Origin of the sequence: Paenibacillus sp. MZ03-122A (assembly GCF_024213325.1) — a bacterium.
Lineage (GTDB): Bacteria > Bacillota > Bacilli > Paenibacillales > Paenibacillaceae > Paenibacillus > Paenibacillus polymyxa_B.
Window position 1 is genome coordinate 82817 of sequence record NZ_JANAVI010000001.1, and the last position, 18654, is coordinate 101470.

Consider the following 18654-nt stretch of genomic DNA (forward strand, 5'->3'; position numbering starts at 1 on the left):
CAGGGAGTGGAAGGTATGAACAACAAGCTGCGTCAGCTGATCGATAGCATTGCCCAGCCGGATGGGGTGGCGGCCTCGGCAGCTTCAGCCCATTTGGACCAATTAACAAAGCCACCGGGAAGTCTTGGAAAGTTGGAAAGTGTGGCCATCAAGCTAGCAGGAATTACAGGAGTGGACAAGCCTGAATTTGATCGTAAAACGGTTATGGTCATGGCTGCGGATCACGGGGTGTGTGAAGAGGGAGTCAGTGCCTTTCCGGCTGAGGTTACACAGCAAATGCTGTATAACATGCTGTCAGGTGGCGCGGCAATTAATGTGCTGGCACGCCATGCGGGCGCAGATGTCAAGGTGGTAGATGTTGGCGTGAATGCGGATGTCGCTCACGCGAATCTGGTGGACCGTAAGGTACGCATGGGTACTTCGAATATAGCTAAAGGGCCAGCGATGCTACGTACGGAAGCGGAGCAGGCGGTTTTGGCCGGAGCTGAAGCCGTAGCAGAAGCGGTCAAAGGTGGCACACGGCTATTCGTTACCGGAGAACTGGGCATCGGGAATACGACAGCCAGCGCTGCGGTCGTATGTGCTCTTACCGGGCTAGAGCCGGAAGTTATCGTAGGCCGGGGAACGGGTGTAGATATGGCTGGGCTTACCCGTAAAATATCGGTTGTCTGCCGCGCATTGGACGTGAACCAGCCAGATGCAAATGATGCGCTCGATGTGCTCACTAAGGTCGGCGGTCTGGAGATTGCCGCCTTGGCAGGAGTCATCCTCGGCGCAGCCGCACATCGCTGTCCAGTCGTGTTGGACGGCTTTATTTCAGGCGCAGCCGCCCTTGCAGCGCGTGCACTTGCGCCTGCTAGCGCTGCGTACATGCTCGCTTCGCACGCCTCGGACGAGCGCGGGCACGCGGCGGTGCTCCGCCAGCTCAAGTTGGAGCCCATGCTTTATTTGGACATGCGGCTCGGGGAGGGCACAGGCGGTGCGCTTAGCTTGCACCTGATTGATGCGGCGTGCCGCATCATGCGCGAAATGGCGACCTTTGCCGATGCAGGCGTATCGGACGGTCAGGGGGCCGCGCAGCGATGAAAGCGCTCGTGACCGGCGGGGCACGCAGCGGGAAAAGCGGCTTTGCCGAGCGATTATGCATGTCGCGCGCTTCGCGCGCCTGCTACATTGCAACGGCGCAAGCCTATGACATGGAGATGAAGGAGCGCATCGCCCTTCATCGGGTCCAGCGCGAGTCTGCCGGGTACGACTGGCAGACGCTGGAGGAAGCGCAGGCGCTGCCGGAGCTGCTGCAGCGGCTTGGTGGCGATCAAGCGTCGCAGCCCGCGCCTATGTTGCTAGTCGACTGCCTGACCCTGTGGCTGTCGAACGTACTGCTGGCCGCAGGCGAGGACGGCGAAGCTGCGTCCAGAGCTGCCATTAATGAACTGGCGGCAGCTGTGGAGCAGTATCCAGGGCAGCTCGTCATCGTAACCAACGAGGTTGGTGACGGTATTGTGCCCGAATATCCGCTGGGTCGGCTGTATCGGGATTTGAGTGGGTTTATGAATCAGCGGATTGCCCGTCTTTGTGATGAAGTATTTTTGGTGACGGGTGGCATTCCCGTAGAACTCAAACAGTTGGAATATAAGCTATGAGCCGCGAACGTCAGGCTGTTGCTGCGGCTTTTCAATTTTTAACGCGTCTTCCGGTGAAGGCGGAAATAGATTTTTCCCCGGATTTGCTTAAACGCAGTGCAAGTTATTATCCGCTGGTGGGAGTGGTTATTGGCATCATTGTCTGGGGCTTTGCGGCGCTTACTTCTATGGTATTGCCGCCGTTGCCGTGTGCGATTCTTACGCTTGTTGTCTGGGTTTGGTTGACGGGCGGATTGCATTTGGACGGGTGGATGGATGCGGCCGATGCCTTGTTCAGCTACCGATCTCGTGAGCGGATGCTGGAGATTATGAAAGATAGCCGTGTAGGGGCTATGGGCGTTATTGCTTGTGTGCTGCTACTCATGCTCAAGGCTTCTTTGCTGTATACGGTGCTGGTTGAACGGAATGTGTCTGGCTTGCTGCTGCTTCCGATGGTTTGGAGCCGCTGGTTTATGGTACATGCAATGAAACGCTGGCCTAAAGCCCGTAATGATGATGGGCTGGCTGCGCGTTTTGCTGATATGAGTGGTGGCCGCGTAGGGTTGGCCGTATTCTGGGCAGTATTAGTGACCCTAAGTGCTGCCGTAGGACAATATCTTCTGGCAGATTTGGCTACAGCAACAAGGGGGACTGGGAATCTGTCGTTGGCAGGATCCTACTTACAGACGTTCCTTTCATATTCTGAGAGCCTTCCAATCTCGCTAGGTTTTGTGTTTCTTCCGGTCTTGGCTTACGGTGTTGGAACCTTCACGGCAAACCGTATTAACCGCCGCTTGGGTGGACTTACAGGAGATATATACGGAACTTTAAACGAATTGCTGGAGACTGTTTTATTGTTGTTTATTGTCATTTTGTACGGGTTGTGACCAGATTTGAAATGAATTCGTTAAAGGGGAAGAGGCAATTGTCAACTTTCGAACCGTCCTACACAAACCCGGCAGCCGTATTGATGCTTCAAGGAACAGCGTCGGATGTGGGCAAAAGCGTGGTGACGACTGCGCTTTGCCGTATTTTTACGCAGGACGGATATCGTCCCGCACCGTTTAAGTCGCAAAATATGGCGTTAAACTCTTATGTTACCGAGGACGGCAAGGAAATTGGACGCGCTCAGGGGGTGCAGGCTGAGGCCTGCGGTATTGAGGCCACAACTGACATGAATCCGATTCTGATTAAGCCGGTCAAAGATATGCACTCACAAATTGTTGTACACGGTGTACCTTATGCCTATATGAGCGCCTCCGATTACCGGAAGGATTTTTTGCCAAAAGCCAAACAGACCGTTATGGATGCTCTGAGTCGGTTGCGTGATACCTATGATATTGTCCTTATGGAAGGGGCAGGCAGCCCGGCAGAGATTAATTTGAAGGACCGCGATATCGTAAATATGAATCTGGCAGGTTGGGCGGATGCTCCAGTGTTGCTTATTTCAGATATCGACCGGGGTGGTGTTTTTGCCTCTCTCGTAGGAACTATCGAATTACTGGAACCCCATGAAGTACAGCGTATCCGCGGATTTATCATTAACAAATTCAGAGGCGATCTGTCTCTGCTTCAACCAGGATTAGACTGGCTGGAAGAACGGACAGGCATTCCTGTACTCGGTGTATTGCCCTATCTGCCAGACATTCGTATTGAAGCTGAGGATTCGGTAGTACTGGATAAGAAGCCCAAACAATCTGCAAAGGATAAAGAACTGGATATTGCGGTGATACGATATCCGCGGATTTCCAATTTTACAGACACGGATGCTCTGGCCGCAGAACCGGATGTGAGTGTTCGTTATGTCACAGAAGCCGGACAGTTGGGCGTACCGGACGCCATTATCTTACCGGGGACCAAAGACACCATTGGAGACCTGCTGGAATTGCGTGAGAGAGGTCTGGAGAAAGACATTCGGCAGGCTATGAATACCGGACGCACGCAGCTCGTTGGCATTTGTGGAGGTTATCAGATGCTGGGTACCGCACTATTTGATCCCGAAGCCGTCGAATCTGGGTTGCCGCAGCAGGCAGAAGGGTTAGGTTGGCTTGCTCTATCCACGACCTTTTTAAAGGAAAAGCAAACCGTACGCGTACAGGGAACCCTGTCTAATCATTGCCCGCTTTTGCTTAGCACTGCGACTGATTCAGGTTCTGCCTGCAAGCCAAGCATTGAAGGTTATGAAATACATATGGGCGTTACGGAGTATGTTACGGAACCATGCGCACCTACAGATAGAACTTTAAACCTAAGCGAAATGAAAAGGTTATTCTATATCCGGCGTGGCGAAGGAACAGCTTTTGAGGAAGGCTGGGGTACAACAGACGGTAAAGTATGGGGAACCTATTTGCACGGTGTGTTTGATAATGACCGTTTTCGCCGGTGCTGGCTGGATGGATTGCGACAAGCCAAGGGTTTGGCACCTTTAGAAAGCACTTTTACTGTACGTGAAGCCAAGGAACGAGAGTTTGACCGTGTCGCAGAGGTGGTCCGGGCTCATTTAGATATGGAGCAAATTTATCGTATTATGGGAATGGATTCATAAACTTCATGGATGATTATTAAAATCGCTTTTAAAAAATAAAGAGGTATCTCTACAGCCATTTTCAAGACTGTGAGATACCTCTTTGTATTGTATCGGCTTACGTAATTTTAAATTTTTGGACAGCCTTTTGTAGTTCGGTTGCTTGTTTGCTTAATTGGCGAACAACCTCGCTGTGGCTTTCCATTTCATTCAGTTGCTCATCGGCATTTAAACCGATTTCTTGAATCATATGCTGTGCATTGGCTGCGATGAGTGCTGTCTCTTCCACGGAAGCAGATACTTCCTCCGAGCTGGCAGATACCTGCTCTGTTGCTGCAGATACCGTTTGAATCGTAGCATTGATCTTTTGCATAAGCTCACTTAGCTGGTTAAAGGCTGAGCTCGCTTGTTGAACCATTTCCGTTCCCGAATGAATTTCACGGCTCACCTGGGTCACAGAGTCCACAGATTGTTGCGATACTTCTTGAATGGTAACCAAATAGTCGGAAATTTCTTGTGTGGCTTCTTTAGATTGCTCGGCAAGCTTACGTACTTCTCCGGCTACTACGGCAAAGCCCCGTCCATGTTCGCCCGCACGGGCAGCTTCAATGGAGGCATTCAGGGACAACATTTGAATTTGCTTCGTAATATCGAAAATAGCCGAAACGATACTGCCAATGGCTTCTGAGCGCTCATTCATACTATGGATGTATCGAAGCGATTCATCGGCAGCATGTCCTACCTGTGACATTTGAGCTACAGCCTTTTGAGCGAGCGTATTACCGTTAACCGTTTCTTTTGTCGCTTCACTGATTTGATCGGATACATCATTGGCAGAGGAGGCGATGTGCTGAACACCTTGAGCGATTTCCTCCATAGCCTGTGCATTTTCAGCAGCAGCTGTAGCTATGCTGGTACTGCCCTTTGCTACTTCCTCTGCGGCAACTGTAGAGTCCTGCACTTTTACACTGATAGCCTCAGTCCGACGAAGTAGCTCGTCCGATCCTTCAACAACCGCACCGGATGTAGAAAGTACATGGCCGATCATTTCTTTCAAGTTATGAGACATGGATTGGAAGCTGCGGGCAAGTTGGGCAATTTCATTAACTCCATGAACCTTCGCTTCTTGTGAAAGATCACCTTGAGCAATTTTTTCGCTATGACGAACCAATTCAGCAATGGGTTCTACAACTTTACGTATCACGAGGGTAGAAATAATTCCGCCCAGCAGGAGCGTTGCCACTGTAATACCTATGCAAATCCATAGAATTTGTTGGGATTTTTCCTGTACAAATCCGACGTCTTCGTTCACACCCAGAACTAGATTACTACCTGATATAGCAAAGAAGGCGGTTTTGTGTACTCCGTATGAATCGCTGTAAATTTCACTGATATTCATCTCGCCTTGTTTTGCTTTTTTAATATCCTCAACAGGAATGAGTGCATCCTTGACCTTGTATACTGATTTTACATTCCGTGCGACGACTTCGGCTTTATCATCCTTCACTACCGTGATATATGCCGATTCTAATTTGAGGGTATCGACCTTGTCCTGAAGATAGGATTCCATCTGTATAGCGGAGCCGGAATCAGAACCGCTTCCTTGCCCAGCCTGAACAGCTAAGGAAATATTGAGATCCTGATACACATTTTTAGCTCCAGTTTCTAGCAATTGGTCTACCTGAGGCATGACACTGTTATTAATGATACTCATGGATATTGCATAGAAACTGATGCTGAACAAAAGGGACGCAAAGAGCTGAATCAGCAAAAACATAATTCGTAATTTCGCGCCAATGGAACGATTAAAACGCTTCATGAAAAATCTCCTCTCACATGATGGTAATAAAATCAGACGAATTCCCTGCTTGAAGTAGGCCGCTTGTCCAATAGATACTTGACACGCCATGATCTACTTGTGTTCCTTTCCTTGCTTGAAGAAAAGACTGAAAATGTTCGGATTCTATGTATATTTCAGCTGAATTCAAGGGACAAGAATATGAAAGGGAAGTAATCCATGATTTACTAAAAAGTAGGTTAGACCTATTTTACATAATTAACAGACGGTTGAATAGTCATATTTGCCCAAAAACAAACAAAAAATATATAACTATGGTCTTAGGTGTTTAGATGTAAGTTAGATGTAAATTATCAGGTGCATAAAAACGAATAGATTACTCCTTCTTTAAAACTATTGTAAAAAAGAAGTAATATAAGTAGCATAAGGAATACGGCTTTTTTACAATATTCTTCTAAGCTTGGTTTGTAAGTTCGAAAGTGGTCTTCAATATACATATAAAAGGGGAAACGGTTGTTATGAATCGGGATTTACTTTCCAAAGAAGTGATTTCGCAGGTCAGAGGAGAAGATACACAGGAGCTGACTTCCGGCAGTTATAGAGCTGCCACAGGGAGAAATCCGATAAGTCGACTATTAGATTATGTATCAGGCGTATTTACTCCGATCTTGCCGGCAATGATTGGTGCGGGAATGGTTAAGGTAATTATATTAGTTTTAATATCCTTCGGTTTATTGTTGTTTGATCCGCAGGTATATACTATTTTAACGGCTATCAGCGATGGGATATTTTATTTTTTACCTATTTTCGTTGCGGCAAGTGCGGCAAGAAGGCTGCGCAGCAATGTGTTTGTTGCGGCAGCCATCGCAGCATCCGTATTCCATCCCCAATTAACAAGTTTACTCCAGTCTGGTGAGGAGGTACGTTTTGCCGGTCTGCCAGTTATAGACCCACAAGCTGCTTCATCTATAGTACTCATACTTGTTGTCGTCTGGATAGCATCGTATGTCGAAAAATGGTTAAACAGGTATATCCCTTATTCACTTAAATTAATGGTTGTCCCGACTTTGACACTGATGATCACTATACCTTTAATGGTGTTCGCTTTCGGGCCACTGTGGAGTTATCTCGGCCAACATGTATCCGATGGACTAGGCTGGTTGTTTGACAATGCAGAAGTATTTACAGGGTTGTTGCTCGGAGGCACGATGTCTTTGCTTATTATTGCAGGTATGCAATATATAATGCTACCGATTATGATCAGCTCGCTTACAACATTGGGTTATGATCACCTTTTTCCCGTGGTCATTGCAGCGGCTTTCGCTCAGGCTGGCGCAACATTTGGCGTATGTGTTAAATCCAAAAATGCCAAAGTCAAAACGCTGGCTGCGTCCACAGGTTTGTTGGCCATGCTGGGAATCATTGAACCGGCCATGTATTGTGTCAATATCCGTTTCAAAAAACCGTTAATAGCAGTTATGATCGGTGGAGCCGTTGGTGGGGCTTGTATGTGTCTGTTTGAAACGGAGCTTACTAGTATTGGTGTCTCTGCTGGGCTGCTCAGTTTGCCTTTATTTTCTGAACCCACGCTTGTGTACGGTATTGTGGGTATGCTGATTTCGTTTGTTACGGCTGGCGTAATTACGTATTTTGTGGGCTTTGTGGATGAAAAAGACGAGCATTCGCAAGGAGTATCTACATCTGGCATGAATGCTTCTCCGAACTCGGTTGTGGAAAAGAGCCCCGGCAGCTAAGTTGAATACATGTCGTTCTGTTCAGGACAAAAAAACAGCAAGCCCTCGAAAGATGAAGGCTTGCTGTTTGGCGTTTTCGATAAAATCCAAATTTGAAGCTGCTTAACTATTTTATTGTTAGAAAACCTACAAAAATAGTTGGTTTTGTGATATAGTATTCTTCGGATTGAAGGATCACCTTATAAAACATATTAAGTATAAGTTTGGAGGAAATAATACATGGATACCTTCTTTATTATTTTAAATGTAATCGTGCTGCTTTTGCTGCTAGGCGTATTGGTCTGGATGCAGAAAAAGCACATCTCCTTTACAAAAAGGGTATTTGCCGGACTTGGCTTCGGACTGATCTACGGGGCTATTCTACAATATGCTTATGGCGCAGGATCAGAGGTCATTACAAAATCGGTTGATTGGTTCAACCTCGCAGGTAACGGTTATGTCCGTTTGCTGCAAATGGTCGTTATTCCGCTTATCATGGTGTCGATTATTTCGGCTATTATGAATTTGAAGGGAAGACAGAACCTTGGCAAAATCAGCGTGTCCATTATTGCAGTACTACTGATTACAACGGCAATTGCTGCTTCAGTTAGTATTGTAACCAGCCTGTCGTTTGACCTAAAGGCAATTGAGATTCAAGGTGGGGAAAAGGAACAAGCACAGGGCTTGAAGATGGAAGAGCGCCTTGGAACAGTTCAGGACATGACCATTCCACAGCAGGTGCTGGAATTTATTCCTTCAAATCCTTTTGAGGATATGACGGGAGCACGTCGTACGTCGACGCTGGCGGTGGTTATTTTCTCGGCCTTTATCGGGGTGGCTGTGCTCGGATTGGATCGTAAAAAACCGGAACAGGCGCAAACCTTCCGTAAGGTGATTGATGCAGTGTACGCTGTAGTGATGCGGATTGTAACGCTGGTGCTGAGATTGACTCCTTACGGCATTTTAGCACTGATCACTAAAGTAGTAGCTACGACCAATCCAGATGAAATTTTGAAGCTAATCAAGTTTGTGCTCGCTTCTTATGTGGCTCTGTTGGTCATGTTTATCATTCATCTTATTTTGCTGGCCTTGTTCGGCTACAATCCGGTGACGTATGTGAAAAAGGTATTGCCTACACTGGTTTTTGCTTTTACTTCTCGTTCCAGTGCGGCGACCATTCCGTTAAATGTTGAAACACAAACGAAAAAGCTTGGTGTGTCCGACGGCATCGCGAATCTGTCTGCGACCTTGGGAGCGACTATTGGGCAAAACGGCTGTGCTGGTATTTATCCGGCAATGCTGGCGGTTATGATTGCTCCAACCGTGGGTATTGATCCAACGAGCTGGGATTTTATCCTCACGCTGATTCTGGTCGTTACGGTCAGCTCGTTCGGCGTGGCGGGTGTAGGCGGTGGTGCCACTTTCGCTTCCCTGATCGTGCTTTCCACCATGAATCTTCCAGTGGCATTGGCAGGATTGCTCATCTCAGTCGAACCGTTGATTGATATGGGACGCACAGCGTTAAATGTCAATGATTCTATTACTGCAGGTCTCATTTCAGGCAAGGTGCTCAAGGAGAACGATCAAGACGTATTCAATAATCATGGTATGGATTTGGATGCAACGGCACACTCTTAAGTAATGATAAATGAAGGGTGTACGATCAGTCTCATATCACATCTGTAGCCTATATAACACACGTACTGTATGTACGCTGTACAAAGAGCCGGCCATAAGGTCGGCTCTTTGTATTGAGTTTAGGGCAGTGTAAATTATGGCTGTTCACAAATCCTAATCTATGATACATTAAAATAATGTTTTTCCGGCTTGCTTCGGATGAACCGCGGTTCGCAACCATCCCGCGCTATCAAAACTAGGAGGATTTCATGTTTAATCTGTTATGGGGGGCAGCTTTTGTCCTCGTCAATTTTATGTTCTTTTTGTTATGTTTTCGGTTGTTCGGTAAAAAAGGGCTGTACGCCTGGATTGGTGTTGCTACTGTACTGGCCAACATTCAGGTAACCAAAACGATTGATCTGGTCGGCATTACCACGACATTGGGAAATACGATGTATGTTTCTATGTATATGGCCAGCGACTTACTGAATGAAAAATATGGGCCTAAAGAAGCGCGTAAAGCTGTGTGGTTCGGCTTTTTCACTCTGATTATGACGACGATAACGATGCAGATGGTGCTGCAGTTCCAGCCTACTGCAACGGATTTTGCCCAGACACCGATGCAACAGCTGTTCGGATTGTTGCCAAGACTTGCGCTTGCCAGCTTGACAGCTTATGCGGTCAGTCAATTGCTGGACGTGCGTCTGTACGCCTGGATTCGCAAGTTCTTCCCGGAACGTCATCAGCTCTGGATTCGCGGCAATGGCAGCACGATGATCAGCTCGTTTATAGATACGCTCATTTTCTGTACTATTGCCTTTTACGGTTATGCGTGGGGGATATGGCTCGAGATATTATTCACCACCTACATCTTAAAATTTGTACTGACCGCGGCGGGTACACCCATTTTGTACATCGCACGCAATTTCCGCTTTATAGAAGAGGAGGGGCAAACCCTCAAGCCATGATGGCTTGGGGTTGCCCCTCCTTTTTTTCATCCTTTTTTACATACCAATATAATGAATAGCGATGGGTTTATCCGAGCACTGTCAGTTCTTTTGGAAAAGAGGTAAGCACTTCAACACCATTAGAGGTGACCAAAACGTCATCTTCAATCCGCACACCGCCGAGGCCTGGCACATAGATGCCGGGTTCGATTGTGAACACGAAGCCTTCATGAAGCAGATCGCTATTGCCTCCGTGTACAGATGGATATTCGTGAACACTCATACCAAGGCCGTGTCCAACTCGATGGTTAAAGGCAGGGCCGTATCCAGCGGCTTCAACAACAGCCCGTGCTGCCTGATCTACGGATGCGCAGGAAACTCCCGGGCGAATGGCGGCAATTCCCGCTTCGTTCGAGCGAAGAACCGTATTATAAATCGTTTCCAGCTCAGCCGTCAGCTTTCCAAAAGCAAAAGTACGCGTAATATCCGAAGCATAGCCATCGGAATATACGCCCATATCAAACATGAGCAGATCACCAGGCTGTAGCTTGCGGGTGCCCGGAACACCATGAGGCAAGGCTGTTTTGGGTCCAGATAGCACTGTCGTGTCAAAGGACGGGCCATCTGCGCCGATTTTTTTCATCTGATATTCGATTTCGGCCACCAGCTCGACTTCCGTCACTCCTTCGCGCACATGGGTGAGGCCGTGGCGAAGAGCATCTTCCACCAAACGAGCTGCATGTTTCAGACGTTGTACTTCCTCAGGAGTTTTTCTCACACGCATTTCTTGAAGCACAGGACCCAGATCCACATATTGAACCGCGCCAATAGCAGTATGTAACTGTTCATAACGGAGGACGGAGACGTGCTCCTTTTCCAGCGCGAATGTTTTCACTCCGGTGCCTGTACGTTGACGCAACAGATCATATGGATTGTCCGTATCGGTGTGGGTGGATATACGAGTCACAGAAGAAGCAGCTTGGGCGGCTTCTGCATCCAGGGCGGGTACGATCAGTTCTGGTTCTTGGTCTCGAAGCAGCACGAGGCCAAGAAAACGCTCATGCGGATCACTGGCAAAGCCCGTCAAGTAGTAAATATGTTTGGGATCGGTCACAAGCAGGCCATCCCAAGATTGTGATTTCAGTTCATCATATAATCTTGTAATTTTATCATTCATAGAGTCTCATTCCTTTCTGTCCATGTATTCATTATAGCTCTTATTACATCTTAATTTATAGTTTTGAATGTCTTATTCTCTTGCCTGACTTAATGTTTGCAGACGTGCTTGTACGTTCTGATCATAGTAGCCGCCATGGTAGCAGATTACCTTTTCAACATCCAATACCGTCAGCTTTTCGAGGCTCTTCAGAGCCAATGGCATATCCGGCGTAGCCGACTCAGCGGGACCGACCAGTTCACCTTCGACTACCAGCAGTTCATCTGCTGCCAATAGTAGCTTTTGTGCGGGCATATACAAGCTGATATGCCCGGGCGTGTGACCGGGTGTATGAATAATCTGTATGCCCCCACCATAAGGCAGATGCTCACCGTCCTCAAGAATATGAGCAAAGCGCAAATCTGGCAGGCGGCGAATCATATCCTCTGCTTGCTGCTTGAGCACAGTATCCATTTGTTTAATCCGTTCCGACGTCAGCTTCACAAACGGTCGCTCCCCTGTCATATAAGGAACGTCATCCTTATGGGCTAACAGGGCAGTATTCGGCAGCAGATCCAGCAGTGCATGAACATTTCCGATATGGTCAATATCCTGATGTGTTAAAATAATTCTTTTCACGCGGCTGATATCTTCACCCACATCTGAGATAGCCTTGCGTAATGGCTCAAATTGGCCGAGCATTCCCGTGTCAATCAGTGTAAGTCCATCCTCGTCCTTGAGTAGTACAGGATAAATAGTCGTTTTTCCAAAAAAAGATTCCATAGGTATTTCCAAAATCAAGAGTTGAGTTCCAATATTCATATTAAGCTGCTTCAGAATCCTTGACTCCGAAACATACCTCCCGTCTCATCGTGTTAAATCGCTTTCCCCGTTTTTATTTTTCCTTATCTTCAAGCTCTATTATAAAACCCTTTGGGACTAATCCGCAAAACAACTCGATATGGCTGATCGGGCGCTTGTCTTGTACAATAAATAAATCACACCATAGGAGGCGGATACGAATAATGAATCAGGACCAATCTTTTTCCATTGAATTTGCGTGTAGAGAGGATCTTCCCGATATTGTGGATATTTATAATTCTACGATTGCAGGACGAATGGTCACCGCAGATCTGGAACCGGTGACAGTGGAGAGCCGCATTCCATGGTTTGAGGCTCATCAGGAGAACCACCGCCCTTTGTGGGTTTTAAAGCAAAAGGGGACAATTGCCGGTTGGGCCAGCCTTCAGTCCTTTTATGGGCGTCCAGCTTATAACGGTACAGCAGAAATTAGCATTTACGTCCATGAGGATTCTCGTGGAACCGGAACAGGAAGTCGACTGGTACAGCACTTGCTAAATGAATGTCCGAGACTGGGGATTACAACGTTGTTGGGATTTGTTTTTGGTCATAATGAGCCAAGTATTGGGCTGCTGCGGAAGTTTGGTTTTGAGCAATGGGGATACTATCCGCGTGTAGCTGTGCTGGACAGCATAGAGCGAGATTTGGCGATATTGGGCAAGCGAGTGGATGAATAATAGCTTATGACAGTTAAATATTTTTTGTAATGTGTACAGAAAAAGGCTGTTTCCAAAATCGTCTCATACACTGCGGATGATTTTGGGAGCAGCCTCTTTTATTTTGCTTTTTTCATCGCTTTTAACGCTGAGGTCTAAAACGTATGTTGTGAAAAATTTGATTAAGCACCTCAGACAGCACCAAACCGACAGCAATAGCTCCTGCGATCATCAGCGTGCTCAGGGCCAGCTCCAGTGCCTGAGGATAATGTTGTTGTACGAACTGGCGCATGGCATTATAGGCCATTCCCCCTGGAACGAGCGGAATCATGCCTGCTACGCTGAAAATAATCACAGGCATTTTGTACAGCCGCGCAAAGCCTTGACTGACGATGCCGATAAGGATCGTTGCTAAAAGGCTGGCGCTCACAGGTCCCATGCTGTCCGTGGTTGAATAATAGACCAGCCAGCCTAGCATACCGACAAAACCACATTGCAGTAGCGAGCGCCGGGGGGCGTGGAAAAGTATGCCGAAACCAGCGGTGGCAATAAAGCTTGTGAATAATTGTGCAAGCATAGACTTGAATCTCCTCCGAATCACATATAAGAAATGATAACCGCAACGCCAGCTCCAATGCCGAAAGACGTCAGGCAAGCATCGGCTCCCTTGGAAAGACCCGAAACAAGGTGCCCTGACATTAAATCACGAATGGCATTTGTAATTAACAAGCCTGGAACCAGTGGCATGACGGAGCCAATTATAATTTTATCCATCATCTGTCCCCAGCCTACTATCGTTAACAGAGCCGCCAGCAAGCCGATTAGAAAAGATGCAGAAAACTCTGAGAAAAACTTGACCTTAACGAGCCTGTGAAAATACTGTACGGCTGCAAATCCGATACCGCCGCATAACACAGCTGCGGGGAAGTCTCGCCAGACACCACCAAACATAATCATAAAGCAACCGCTGGCCAACGCAGCAGCCATCAGCTGTACACGGTTGGAATAGCGGAGGGGGCCACGCTCAATCTCCGCAAGCTCCTTGACGGCAGCGCGGGGAGACAAATCACCTGTGCTGATTTTACGTGAAATGGAATTGACCTCTGTCACCTTGTGCAAATCGGTGGTCCGCTCTACGATGCGGATGAGCTTGGCAGGCTCCGAATCATTAATGGCAAAAAAAATCCCAGTTGGTGTTACATAGCTATGGGACTGGGATATGCCATAGGCTGAAGCAATGCGGGACATCGTGTCTTCAACACGATAGGTTTCGGCTCCATTTTGCATCATCAGTTTGCCCGCCAACAGACAAACTTCAATGATTTCAGGAGTAGGATAGGAATGATTATTCATACTCGCTCTCTTTCATTCGTACCGGGCCGTTCGACCCTATTATTTTCATTTATTGTAGCACAAAAAGCCGCCTTTTCAGAGGCGGTTATGTTAGGGGGGATCGAAGTTTTCGTCAAGATTCTATCATATCGGGAATAACGGTATAGTAGGACTCTTCCAGATATGTTGCGGCCTCAGATAGGCCCATCAACTTAAGCTGTCCAGCTACAAAAGCACGAAGGGCAGAATGGGTGAACAGATGCCGTGTCTGGGCATCCCGAATAAAGGCCAGTCTGGCTTCACGCGAACCGTTATAGAACAATTCACGTACAGCTTCGCCTTGTTGTTCCCAAAGGAAAGGCTCCGTTACGGTCAAGAGGGTACTTTCCATAGAAGAGCTATGTTTCGCGGAAGAAGATACCTGAATGCCCAAGCCGTTCAGCGTAGGAGCTGCTTCATTGTGCTTCCGTTCTGCTCGCAAGCTGTCGATATAGGCAGCCATATCCTGAATCGGTTCGATACCAAATCGTTCCCGAAAGCATTCGCGTACAAACGCGGTGCGTTCATCTACAAGCTGAGGCAGTCGCTGACCTGCATGTCCAGAATAGTCGTCTCCGCTGGCGTAGTATCGTTTTAATGAACTGTTCTCTGTATAAACAACGCTTAAAAAATCCTGCAAATGACGGGCAACCACCCATACACCCGTCCAATCGACGGGAGATACGCATACGATAGGGGCCTGTGAAAGGTCCTTTTCAAGACCAAAATCCGTTAAAAAGCCATAATGTATTCCGTCCACTCCTGCGTGGGCAAAAGGAATAACATCTGGTGGTGTAGCCATATATCGTGGCGCGCGGCCCTGCTCCATAATCAATCCCAAATCAAAACTCAGAGAATGCCGGTTCGCTTCGAGCTCCTTTTCAAATTCTATAAGTGCCTCAATCAAAGGTGTAGCTGATCCATAGGCTAGGTTAGAACCGGAATCCATCGTGTATGCCTCCCTTATCCAATACATCCATTAAAGCGTTCATCCCTAAAAGGTACGTGATTTTACACGAAATGTAAACCTGTATGACGAATATTTTCAAAAATGTGACCTTTTACCCGTGTGTTGTCAAATAAAACGCTTTCGAGCAAAGCAGGACAAGATACCTATGTTAGCTCGGTAGAGAAGTAAAGTGGGTTTGCGAAAATGCGGTCTTTTCAGTGTATGTTAGCAACGGTGAAGTGTGATTGCAGGATGCGCAGTGTGAAGGACAGGGTGCAACGTAACAGGCCAACGGGTATAATATCAGGACAAGGTGAAAAGGAGCGTCATCCGAAGATTTAACAGAAAGAAGTGGGCATATGAACTTGCAAAAGAAGGCTGTTTTTTTTGATGTAGATGATACGATGTACGATCATTTGCACCCTACACGCGATGCATTGCGTACAGTATTAGGATTAAGTGAGCGTTTTCCTTATGAGAAAGCCTACCATCGTATTCGCTATTACAGCGATGTACTGTCGGCTAAAGGAGGACTATTGGAGGGGAAGGCAGGGCCGGATGAACTGGATGAGATGAGGGAAGGCCGTTTCATTCTGGCTTTACAAGAATTCGGGGTAGAAATCACCCGTGAGCAGGCAGTACATGTTCAGCAAGAATACTTGGATCGTCAGTACCGAATTGAGCCTTTTGAGGGGGCTACCTCGTTAATAAATGATTTGAGCTCGGCTGGCTTTTTAGTTGGATTAATTACAAACGGTCTTGAAGAACACCAGATGAGCAAGATCAAGGCGATGGCGTTGGAAAATCATGTTGCGGCAGAGCATATCTTTGTATCTGGGACTGTTGGCTATGCCAAGCCTGATCCGCGCATCTTCGAAGTAGTGAATGAGCGGACAGGAACGTTAGCAGAGCATTGCTGCTACATTGGGGATTCCTGGCGTAATGACGTGGCGGGAGCTATAGCTGCAAATTGGCAGGTGATCTGGTTCAATCACAGGAATGCTCCCCCGGAAACTGATGTGCTGGGGAACTATAAAACAGCAGCAAGCTATGCAGAGTTAAGAAGGTTGCTGCTGCCGGACGCCCGTTAGACACGGTACATACCGTATTTTTTAAAAGAATCAACCTATTTTGAAGCCATTCCAAAAGATAACCCGTAATACTATTTATCTGTTATAGAACTAACTTCATTGGTAAAGGTTTAGAACAGAGAAGGAGGGGATCGCGCATGGTAGAACAATGGAGGCAGGCAGAAGACATCATAAGTCAAGTGACCGTATACAGTACGGAGGATAATGATCCGGTTACCATTAAAACAGCCACTCAAGACGTCCGCTGTATTGGCATCGGGACAGATGCGGCCGTATTTACGCTCGATACGTTGCCAGGCTACGCGTTCAAGGTGTACTCAGACATGGCGATCGAGAAAAAAGATGCGGAGGCCGACGTATATGAGCGTTTGCGAGGGTCTGACTTTTTTCCTCATTATTACGGAAAAGGCGACAAGTATATTGTCATAAGTTATGAATCCGGTATTACGCTGCTGGATTGTTTGCTGCAAGGAATTCCTGTGCCAGAGCAGGTCATTCTGGATGTGGAAAAGGCGAGGGAATTTGTCCGGTCCAAGGGGCTGAATCCCCGTGATATTCACCTCAAGAATGTACTTATGCAAGATGGGCGTGCCAAGGTATTGGACGTATCGGAATACGTGAAGGAAGGCGATGACAAGCGCTGGGAGCATTTGGTGTGGGCGTATCATACGTTTTATTCCGGTATCTCGGAGGTTAAGGTGCCCTCATGGATTTTGGATACGATTAAAAAATGGTACTACAAGCTGGATAACTCCAACTTTAATCTGGAGGAGTTTGCTCAGCGTGCCAGTCAATTGTTCTCTAAATGGAGGTCATAACCGCTGTAAAGATAACGGATATGAAGCTTGATCTCTCGATAGCAAAAAGGATTGCACCCGCATTTAGGGGAGCAATCCTTTTCTTTTATCTGAAATCCCGAGGCACTCTTCTGGCTGTACCGCTCGCAATCGCGGCTTGAATTACCTTTTCACGTACCCGTTGAACCGCACTCTCGTTAAATACACCTGGGATAATATACAACTTGTTTAGTTCTTCAGGACGGATCGTGCCTGCGATGGCCTCTGCGGCCGCCAGCTTCATCTCTTCGTTGATTTCACGGGCACGGCAGTCGAGCGCTGCTCGAAAGATGCCAGGGAAACAAAGTACATTGTTAATTTGGTTGGGATAGTCCGAACGTCCGGTGGCGATGACACCTGCAATGTCCTCGACGTCCTCTGGCGCAATTTCAGGAACCGGGTTAGCCATAGTGAACAGCACCGGGGCTTCTTTCATACGTTTCACGTCTTCTCGTTGCAGTATTCCACCTGCCGACAGACCGATAAACACGTCAGCGTCCTTCAGAACCTCGGACAGCGTGCCAGACAGCCGTTCAGGGTTGGTATGCTGCGCATACCAGTTCCACATCGGATGCTCGTATGTTTCATCAGCTGTAAGAGCCCCATGGCGGTCTACGCCAATGATGTTGACAGCCCCTGCAGATAGCAAAATTTTGGTGCAAGCCACACCCGCAGCCCCGATACCACAGACGACAATTTTGACGTCAGACAGGGCTTTGCCGACAACTTTGAGCGCATTGATCAGCCCTGCGTATAAAACGACAGCTGTGCCGTGCTGATCGTCATGAAAAACAGGTATGTCCAGCTCTTTACGTAACCGCTGTTCAATCTCAAAGCATCGTGGCGATGAAATATCCTCCAGATTAATACCGCCAAAAGCTGGGGCCATTTGCTTAATGGCCTTAATGATCTCTTCGGTGTCCTGCGTATCCAGACAGATTGGAAAGGCATCGACGGAGCCGAGCTGCTTGAACAGCATAGCTTTGCCTTCCATAACCGGCATGGCTGCATAGGGACCGATGTTACCTAGCCCGAGGACAGCGCTTCCGTCAGAGACGACAGCGACCGTGTTGCGCTTGATCGTCAAACGGAAAGCTTTGTCGGGTTCCTCGTGAATCGCCATGCATACGCGTGCCACATCGGGGGTATATACCCGGGATAAGTCATCGCGGTTTTGAATTGGGACTTTGGGCTGCATTTCAATTTTGCCCCCGAGGTGTAATAGGAAGGTACGATCAGAGATGGATAATACTTTAACACCTTGTGCTTTTTTAATTCGGGCAATCATACGGTCGATTTCTGCTGGATCGGCAATGGTCACCGTAATATCCCTCACGGTGACCTTCTCAGAGGTGCTAATGACGTCAATGGCAATCACATCTCCGCCATGTTCGTTTACCAGCGTAATCAATTGACCAAATTGGATGTGCCCGGTGGAAATTTCCAATCGTAAAATGATGTTTTTACCGCCAATACCGCCTTGCATACAAATT

17 protein-coding genes are annotated in these 18654 nt (G+C 47.5%); 10 read left to right on the forward strand and 7 right to left on the reverse strand.

What is annotated here, in order from left to right; all coding sequences use genetic code 11:
• The first annotated feature begins 15 nt into the window (after window positions 1-15).
• Genes cobT through NLX74_RS00425 form a run of 4 tightly spaced genes read left to right on the forward strand, consistent with a single transcriptional unit; the run spans window position 16 to window position 4167 of the window.
• Window positions 16-1086, forward strand: coding sequence for a nicotinate-nucleotide--dimethylbenzimidazole phosphoribosyltransferase (cobT, locus tag NLX74_RS00410; RefSeq protein ID WP_068939920.1), 1071 nt, complete (start codon window positions 16-18; stop codon window positions 1084-1086).
• Window positions 1083-1643 (forward strand): bifunctional adenosylcobinamide kinase/adenosylcobinamide-phosphate guanylyltransferase, encoded by a 561-nt coding sequence (gene cobU / locus NLX74_RS00415; protein ID WP_254327654.1) that lies wholly within the window; start codon window positions 1083-1085, stop codon window positions 1641-1643. Before cobT ends, cobU begins: the two co-directional genes overlap by 4 nt.
• Window positions 1640-2509 carry an adenosylcobinamide-GDP ribazoletransferase gene (gene cobS, locus NLX74_RS00420; RefSeq protein ID WP_061829062.1) on the forward strand — a complete coding sequence of 290 codons (870 nt, stop codon included), beginning with the start codon at window positions 1640-1642 and terminating at the stop codon, window positions 2507-2509. The genes cobU and cobS overlap by 4 nt, the downstream gene beginning before the upstream one ends.
• A 38-nt stretch (window positions 2510-2547) precedes the next feature.
• The gene (locus tag NLX74_RS00425; protein ID WP_061829063.1) at window positions 2548-4167 is read left to right on the forward strand and encodes a cobyric acid synthase; all 1620 of its coding nucleotides are present in this window, start codon (window positions 2548-2550) and stop codon (window positions 4165-4167) included.
• A 97-nt stretch (window positions 4168-4264) separates the two neighbouring features.
• On the opposite strand, the gene NLX74_RS00430 is transcribed toward NLX74_RS00425, so the two are convergent.
• Complete coding sequence (locus NLX74_RS00430; RefSeq protein WP_235307825.1) at window positions 4265-5965, reverse strand: methyl-accepting chemotaxis protein; 1701 nt, start codon at window positions 5963-5965, stop codon at window positions 4265-4267.
• Window positions 5966-6462: 497 nt separating this feature from the next.
• On the opposite strand from NLX74_RS00430, the gene NLX74_RS00435 reads away from it, so the two are divergent.
• From NLX74_RS00435 to NLX74_RS00445, 3 genes are all read left to right on the forward strand, one after another.
• Window positions 6463-7698 carry a PTS sugar transporter subunit IIC gene (locus tag NLX74_RS00435; protein WP_254327655.1) on the forward strand — a complete coding sequence of 412 codons (1236 nt, stop codon included), beginning with the start codon at window positions 6463-6465 and terminating at the stop codon, window positions 7696-7698.
• 219 nt (window positions 7699-7917) lie between these two features.
• Entirely contained in the window at window positions 7918-9315 is a 1398-nt protein-coding gene (locus NLX74_RS00440) for an L-cystine transporter (RefSeq protein ID WP_061829066.1), read from the forward strand.
• A gap of 248 nt (window positions 9316-9563) precedes the next feature.
• The gene (locus NLX74_RS00445) at window positions 9564-10262 is read left to right on the forward strand and encodes a queuosine precursor transporter (RefSeq protein ID WP_069291426.1); all 699 of its coding nucleotides are present in this window, start codon (window positions 9564-9566) and stop codon (window positions 10260-10262) included.
• A gap of 67 nt (window positions 10263-10329) precedes the next feature.
• Here the strand turns inward: NLX74_RS00445 and NLX74_RS00450 are convergent, their stop codons facing one another.
• Together NLX74_RS00450 and NLX74_RS00455 are read right to left on the reverse strand one after the other, a co-directional pair.
• Window positions 10330-11418, reverse strand: coding sequence for a M24 family metallopeptidase (locus tag NLX74_RS00450; RefSeq protein ID WP_254327656.1), 1089 nt, complete (start codon window positions 11416-11418; stop codon window positions 10330-10332).
• Between the two features lie 72 nt (window positions 11419-11490).
• Window positions 11491-12219, reverse strand: coding sequence for an MBL fold metallo-hydrolase (locus NLX74_RS00455; protein WP_254327657.1), 729 nt, complete (start codon window positions 12217-12219; stop codon window positions 11491-11493).
• A 203-nt stretch (window positions 12220-12422) separates the two neighbouring features.
• Between NLX74_RS00455 and NLX74_RS00460 the strand changes: the two genes are divergently transcribed.
• Window positions 12423-12935: a GNAT family N-acetyltransferase gene (locus tag NLX74_RS00460; RefSeq protein ID WP_061829070.1), complete on the forward strand. Its 513-nt coding sequence runs from the start codon at window positions 12423-12425 to the stop codon at window positions 12933-12935.
• Window positions 12936-13056: 121 nt separating this feature from the next.
• Here the strand turns inward: NLX74_RS00460 and NLX74_RS00465 are convergent, their stop codons facing one another.
• The 3 genes from NLX74_RS00465 to NLX74_RS00475 all read right to left on the reverse strand — a co-directional run bounded on the left by NLX74_RS00465 (window position 13057) and on the right by NLX74_RS00475 (window position 15234).
• Entirely contained in the window at window positions 13057-13491 is a 435-nt protein-coding gene (locus NLX74_RS00465; protein WP_061829071.1) for a threonine/serine exporter family protein, read from the reverse strand.
• A 20-nt stretch (window positions 13492-13511) separates the two neighbouring features.
• The gene (locus NLX74_RS00470; RefSeq protein ID WP_061829072.1) at window positions 13512-14267 is read right to left on the reverse strand and encodes a threonine/serine exporter family protein; all 756 of its coding nucleotides are present in this window, start codon (window positions 14265-14267) and stop codon (window positions 13512-13514) included.
• 112 nt (window positions 14268-14379) lie between these two features.
• A complete protein-coding gene (locus NLX74_RS00475; RefSeq protein WP_250262103.1) occupies window positions 14380-15234 on the reverse strand; it encodes a hypothetical protein in 855 nt (284 codons plus the stop codon).
• 359 nt (window positions 15235-15593) lie between these two features.
• On the opposite strand from NLX74_RS00475, the gene NLX74_RS00480 reads away from it, so the two are divergent.
• Both NLX74_RS00480 and NLX74_RS00485 read left to right on the forward strand, forming a co-directional pair.
• Window positions 15594-16325: an HAD family hydrolase gene (locus tag NLX74_RS00480; protein ID WP_235307831.1), complete on the forward strand. Its 732-nt coding sequence runs from the start codon at window positions 15594-15596 to the stop codon at window positions 16323-16325.
• Window positions 16326-16462: 137 nt separating this feature from the next.
• The gene (locus NLX74_RS00485) at window positions 16463-17143 is read left to right on the forward strand and encodes a protein kinase family protein (protein ID WP_069291431.1); all 681 of its coding nucleotides are present in this window, start codon (window positions 16463-16465) and stop codon (window positions 17141-17143) included.
• Window positions 17144-17228: 85 nt separating this feature from the next.
• Here NLX74_RS00485 and NLX74_RS00490 read toward each other — a convergent pair whose 3' ends face one another.
• Window positions 17229-18647, reverse strand: coding sequence for an NAD-dependent malic enzyme (locus NLX74_RS00490; RefSeq protein WP_134903719.1), 1419 nt, complete (start codon window positions 18645-18647; stop codon window positions 17229-17231).
• Window positions 18648-18654 lie beyond the last annotated feature (7 nt).